The organism is Mesorhizobium sp. M7D.F.Ca.US.004.03.1.1 (assembly GCF_003998635.1).
Taxonomy (GTDB): domain Bacteria; phylum Pseudomonadota; class Alphaproteobacteria; order Rhizobiales; family Rhizobiaceae; genus Mesorhizobium; species Mesorhizobium loti.
This window is the reverse complement of sequence record NZ_RZQG01000449.1, coordinates 1-4,838: the sequence shown is the minus strand read 5'-3', so window position 1 is coordinate 4,838 and position 4,838 is coordinate 1. Positions and strand designations below refer to the sequence as shown.

Annotated in this window: 7 protein-coding genes and 1 pseudogene; 5 read left to right on the top strand and 3 right to left on the bottom strand. The window is 61.7% G+C overall.

Features of this window, described 5'->3' with window-relative positions:
• From EN935_RS22445 to EN935_RS22430, 4 genes are all read left to right on the top strand, one after another.
• Window positions 1–463 (top strand): phosphotransferase (locus EN935_RS22445; protein WP_164771264.1); only part of this gene is annotated, 463 nt, incomplete at its 5' end.
• The gene (locus tag EN935_RS22440) at window positions 463–1,239 is read left to right on the top strand and encodes an SDR family oxidoreductase (protein WP_127264913.1); all 777 of its coding nucleotides are present in this window, start codon (window positions 463–465) and stop codon (window positions 1,237–1,239) included. The genes EN935_RS22445 and EN935_RS22440, both read left to right, overlap by 1 nt.
• 91 nt (window positions 1,240–1,330) lie before the next feature.
• Window positions 1,331–1,975, top strand: a complete 645-nt coding sequence (locus EN935_RS22435; protein WP_127264912.1) for a TetR/AcrR family transcriptional regulator — start codon at window positions 1,331–1,333, stop codon at window positions 1,973–1,975.
• A 186-nt stretch (window positions 1,976–2,161) separates the two neighbouring features.
• Window positions 2,162–2,410, top strand: coding sequence for a DUF680 domain-containing protein (locus EN935_RS22430; RefSeq protein WP_127264911.1), 249 nt, complete (start codon window positions 2,162–2,164; stop codon window positions 2,408–2,410).
• Here EN935_RS22430 and EN935_RS42215 read toward each other — a convergent pair.
• Both EN935_RS42215 and EN935_RS42210 read right to left on the bottom strand, forming a co-directional pair.
• The gene (locus EN935_RS42215; protein WP_281040353.1) at window positions 2,379–2,741 is read right to left on the bottom strand and encodes an AraC family transcriptional regulator; all 363 of its coding nucleotides are present in this window, start codon (window positions 2,739–2,741) and stop codon (window positions 2,379–2,381) included. The genes EN935_RS22430 and EN935_RS42215 overlap by 32 nt on opposite strands.
• A gap of 145 nt (window positions 2,742–2,886) precedes the next feature.
• A pseudogene (locus tag EN935_RS42210) lies at window positions 2,887–3,405 on the bottom strand (cupin domain-containing protein); the annotation flags it as partial.
• Between the two features lie 66 nt (window positions 3,406–3,471).
• Here EN935_RS42210 and EN935_RS22420 point away from each other — a divergent pair.
• Window positions 3,472–4,320, top strand: a complete 849-nt coding sequence (locus tag EN935_RS22420; protein WP_127264910.1) for an SDR family oxidoreductase — start codon at window positions 3,472–3,474, stop codon at window positions 4,318–4,320.
• 43 nt (window positions 4,321–4,363) lie between these two features.
• On the opposite strand, the gene EN935_RS22415 is transcribed toward EN935_RS22420, so the two are convergent.
• Complete coding sequence (locus tag EN935_RS22415) at window positions 4,364–4,777, bottom strand: hypothetical protein (protein ID WP_245468940.1); 414 nt, start codon at window positions 4,775–4,777, stop codon at window positions 4,364–4,366.
• Window positions 4,778–4,838 lie beyond the last annotated feature (61 nt).

The window sequence follows — 4,838 nt, the reverse complement described above, 5'->3', positions numbered from 1 at the left end:
GCATATGCCCGCCGATGATGGCCGGATCTCGTTGGTGCATGGCGACTACCGGCTGGACAATCTGATCTTCGCTTCCGATCGGCCCCAGGTTCTGGCGGTGCTCGACTGGGAACTGTCGACGCTTGGCCACCCCTTCGCAGATATCGCCTATCAGTGCATGCAATGGCGGCTGCCGCACGCGTCGGGTTTTCGCGGCCTGGGTGGTGTCGACCGTTCCGCACTCGGCCTGCCTTCCGAGGAGGACTACGTCGCCAGCTACTGCCGGCGGCGCGGGCTCACCGGGATCGGCAACTGGACGTTCTTCCTCGCCTTTTCCTTCTTCCGGCTGGCTGCGATCTGCCAGGGCGTCTTCAAGCGGGCGCTGGACGGCAACGCCTCCAATCCGGAAAAAGCCAGGACCTATGGCGAGGCAGTAAAGCTGCTTTCGCATCTTGCCGCCAAACTGATCGACAAGGAGGCGTGATGGGCCGCTTCGACGGAGCAACGGTGCTGATCACGGGTGCTGCCGGCGGGCTCGGCCGAGGTGCGGCGAAAGGCTTTGCCGCTGAAGGCGCAAAGCTGGTGCTATCGGACATCGACGAAAAGGCACTCGCCGATCTTGCAGGCACGCTGCAGGTCGAGACGGCGATCCTCGCCGGCAACATAGCGGACGAAGGCTTGTCGGAGGATCTGGTCAGGCTGGCGGTCGAAAAATTCGGCCGGCTGGACATCGCCGTCAACAATGCCGGCATCGTCCAGAGCTTCGTGCGTCTGCCGCAGGTCGAATCGGACGAGGCCCGCCGCGTCCTGGAGATCGACCTGCTCGGCGTGTTCTATGCCATGAAGCACCAGATTCCGCAGATGGAACGGCAGTTCAAGGCGAACGGCAAGGGCGGCGCCATCGTCAACATCGCCTCGGTCGCCGGGCTGGTCGGCGCGCCAAAACTTTCGGTCTATGCGGCGGCCAAGCATGGCGTCGTCGGGCTGACAAAATCGGCAGCGGCCGAATACGCAACCAAGGGTGTGCGGATCAACGCGATCTGCCCCGCCCACACCAGGACGGCGATGGTGGACGGCTTCGTGCGCGTCTCCGGCGTGCCGGAAGAAGAGGCGTTGGCCGAGCTGACGCGCGGCGTGCCGATGAAGCGGGTGGCCGAAGTGGAGGAAGTGATTACGGCGATCCTGTTCGCCGCCGACCCCGCCAACTCCTTCATGACCGGTCATGCGCTGGCCGTCGACGGCGGCGTCGGCGCGATCTGACACCTTCCGTTTGGGAACTTCCCGCGCCCTTGTTCGTTTTCGTACAGCGTATATAATTAGCCACGCACCATCCCAACGAAGGCACGAGATTTTGCCGCCGAGCGTCCAGACACGCCGCGAGAAACAAAAGGCAGAACAGCGCTCCGAGCTGGTCGCGGCCGCCCATAAGCTCGTCCAGGAAGAAGGCTATGAAGGGCTAACCATCCGCAAACTGGCCAAGCGGGTCGGCTATGCCCCGATGTCGGTCTATTCCTATTTCGCCGACAAGCAGGACATCCTGTTCGCGCTCGCCGAGGATGCGTTCGAGACGCTTGCCCGACGCATCGAGGGGCATTCGTCCGACGATCCGATCGAGGCCTTGCAGGCAGTGATGACGGAATATGCCGCGTTCGGGCTTGGCAATCCCAACGAATACCGGACTGTCTTCATGACCGAAAAGACCAAGTTGCCGGAAGGCAGAAGCTACGAGGACATGGAAGAGGGCAACCCGGCGATGAAAGCGCTGATCAGCCGGGTCGAGGCCTGCGTCGCCGCCGGCAAGTTGCAAGGCGATCCGCGCGCCATCGCCACCATGCTTTGGGCGGTCGGCCACGGCACGATCTCGCTGCTCATCACCTTTCCGTTCTACCCCTTCGGAGATCCGCAGGCTTTCGTGAAGCGGATGTGCGATTTTACGCTTGCCACGCTCAGCACGCAAGACGTGCCACCGCTGACCGAGATACTGGTCAACTGCTGAACGCCAGTTCCGTTCGTTTCCATATTTCCTCTCCGCCCTTCCCAGCATCAGGGCGAATTTCTTGGTTAACAAAAAATTTACCGTACGCGTACGGTTTTGGCTTGAACTTCGCGATCGACGGACGTATCTGTACAGTGCATCGTACATGTACGAGAAAAATTCACCCGTCGAAAACGGAGACTGACAATGAAAAAGACCCTTCTCACCCTCGCCGCCGTGCTGGCACTGTCCGGTTCGGCCTTTGCCGCCAACACCACCCACCCGGTCAAGCATGCGCCGACTGCAACCTGCATCGACACCAAGACCAACGTGAAGCTCGATTGCGCTTCGACCGGCTCGGTCGAGAAGAAGGGCGTCACGGAAAACACCGCCGAAGGCAAGGGCCCGCGCCTCGGCATCAGCGTCAACCCGTGGATTGTGCCGAGCGCATTCTGAGGTTTGATTGCATACCCGCCCGGGTTTCCCCGGGCATGGTCTCGCCCCGGCTTCGAGCGGCATACTGGGTTGGTGCGCAACCGACCTTGCCGCTGAAGGCGGTGCTGAAAGCACTTGGCGATTGATAGCCGACATCGGCAGCGATCTGGCTGAGCGGCTTCTGACTGTGCAGCAGTGCGTCTTTGGCCAGCGCCATGCGCCATGCCAGCAAATATTCGACCGGTGCCGCCCCGACGACATCGACGAAGCGTCGGGCAAATCGCGAGCGCGACATTCCGGCGGTTTTCGCCAACTCGGCAATCGTCCACGCCCTGCCGACATTCGAATGGATGTGGGTGGGTCAGTGCCTTGGCCAATTGCGGATCGGCGAGGCCGCCAAGCAGGCCCTGAGGCTGTGATGCGCGTTGCGCGCCATCGCGACGCAGCGTTTCGATCAGCATCACCTCGATCAACCGTGACAGCACCATGTCCCTGGCCGGCCTGGCAGCATGCGTTTCATCGACGATGATACGCATCAGGCCTGCGAGCCGCTCACCGACATCTTCCGCCGCACGGATATGAGTGAAGCGCGGCAGCAGGCCGAACAGCAGGTCGGCATTGGCCGGATCGCAGATGATCAGGCCGCCAAGTATGCGCGTCGTCGGGCCCTCCGTCCTGCTGCCGACCCGGACTTCGTTGTCGATCGTGTTGCGTTCCTTGAACTCGGCGTCGGAGAGAACGAGCTTCGCGCCGATATGGCTGACGAAACACGCGGAACACGGCTGCGCCGCCAGCAGGTAATCCCCCGCGCACAGCCGCACGGCATCGGCATTCTCGGCCTGGAACCAGCATTCACCTTCGGTCACCAGATAGAAGGTGGGATCGGTCTGGTAGGGCGAGCGGATGCCCCACTCACCGGTTGCCGCAAGATGCCGAGCAGCAGCGTCTTTGGGCGCAACAGGGCGATAATATCGGTCAAAGGGTCCAAATGAGACGATCCGTAATGTAATTGGCACTCCTCGTTATAGATCAGCCAGAGCGCTTTACATAGATCAGCCGCATAACCTCAAGGAGTTATGTGAATGACCAATACCGTCCTCATCACCGGCTGTTCGTCCGGGCTCGGCAAGACCACGGCGAGGCACTTCGCCACCCAAGGCTGGAACGTTATCGCGACAATGCGAAAGCCGGACCAGAGTCTCGCCGCCGGCCATGCCGATCAAATGCTTGTGCTGCCGCTCGATGTCACCGATCCCGCAAGCATCGAGGCCGCGATTGCCGCTGGCATCGAGCGCTTCGGACATATCAACGCCGTCGTCAACAATGCCGGCATCAGTGTCGTCTCGATCTTCGAGGCCACCGCGAAGGAGACGATCCGCGGCATCTTCGAGACCAACGTCTTTGGAATGATGAATGTCATGCAGGCGGCGATCCCGCATTTGCGTGACCAGGGCGGCGGCACCATCATCAACATCACCTCGGGCGTCGGGTTGGCCGCCGTACCGCTGCTGGCGCTGTACACCGCGACCAAGCATGCCGTGGAAGGCCTGTCGGAATCGCTGTCCTACGAGCTTGAATCGCAGAACATCCTCGTCAAGCTCGTCGAACCCGGAGCCATGCGCACCACCAGCTTCACCTCCAACACCATGACGGCGTCAGAGGCTGTTTCGGTCCCGGCAACGTACAAGCCCTACTTCTACCACATGATGCAGTCGATGATGAACTACCCGTTCCCGGATGCGGACGAACAGCGGGTGGTTGCGACGATCTTTGCGGCAGCGACCGATCCGTCGCACCGACTGCGCTATCTCGCCGGTCCGGATACCGAGGAAATGGCAAGGCTGCGCTGGTCGACCTCGGAAGATGAGTACCTTTCCACCATGAACCGGCTGATGGGCCAGACCGCCTGGCGCGATGGCAATGCCAGTTGACCGCTTCACAGCAGACCGCCCGGGTTAAGGCCACGACAGGATATCAGGCAATCGAGATCGGCAGCTTCGCCGCTGAACTCTCGAAGGCCGCGTCGATCAGCTTCTGCATGTCTGCGGCGCGCCGGAACGATGGATCGCCGTTCCGGCCTGAATCCAGCGCGTCGGCAAAGCGCCGGGCATTGCGCTTGACACTGGGCAGCGCCAGCGTCTGCCAGCGCTGAAGATCGACATCCCCACCCAGGCAGGCAGACAGGTTCGATACCTTGCCGTCGGTCTCGACCTTGATGGCGCCCCTAGTACCGTGCAGGGCGAGAGACAGATCGTTGGCGTGGCCGGTCATGTAGCGGCTCGCCACGATCGTGGCGAGCGCGCCGATGCTGCAGCCCGGAATTCCGGCAAACTCCTCGACATGATGCCCGGCGATGCCGCCGGTGCCGAGCAGAAGAATTCGATGCATCAACCCAAGCCCCCGCTTAACTCAAGCCCAAATCAACTCAAGCCCCTAATCAACTCAGGCC

Excerpts from the sequence above, each read along its gene's own strand:
- EN935_RS22415 (WP_245468940.1), bottom strand. The coding sequence starts at position 4,777 with ATGCATCGAATTCTTCTGCTCGGCACCGGCGGCATCGCCGGGCATCAT.
- EN935_RS22430 (WP_127264911.1), top strand. The coding sequence starts at position 2,162 with ATGAAAAAGACCCTTCTCACCCTCGCCGCCGTGCTGGCACTGTCCGGT.
- EN935_RS22420 (WP_127264910.1), top strand. The coding sequence starts at position 3,472 with ATGACCAATACCGTCCTCATCACCGGCTGTTCGTCCGGGCTCGGCAAG.
- EN935_RS22440 (WP_127264913.1), top strand. The coding sequence starts at position 463 with ATGGGCCGCTTCGACGGAGCAACGGTGCTGATCACGGGTGCTGCCGGC.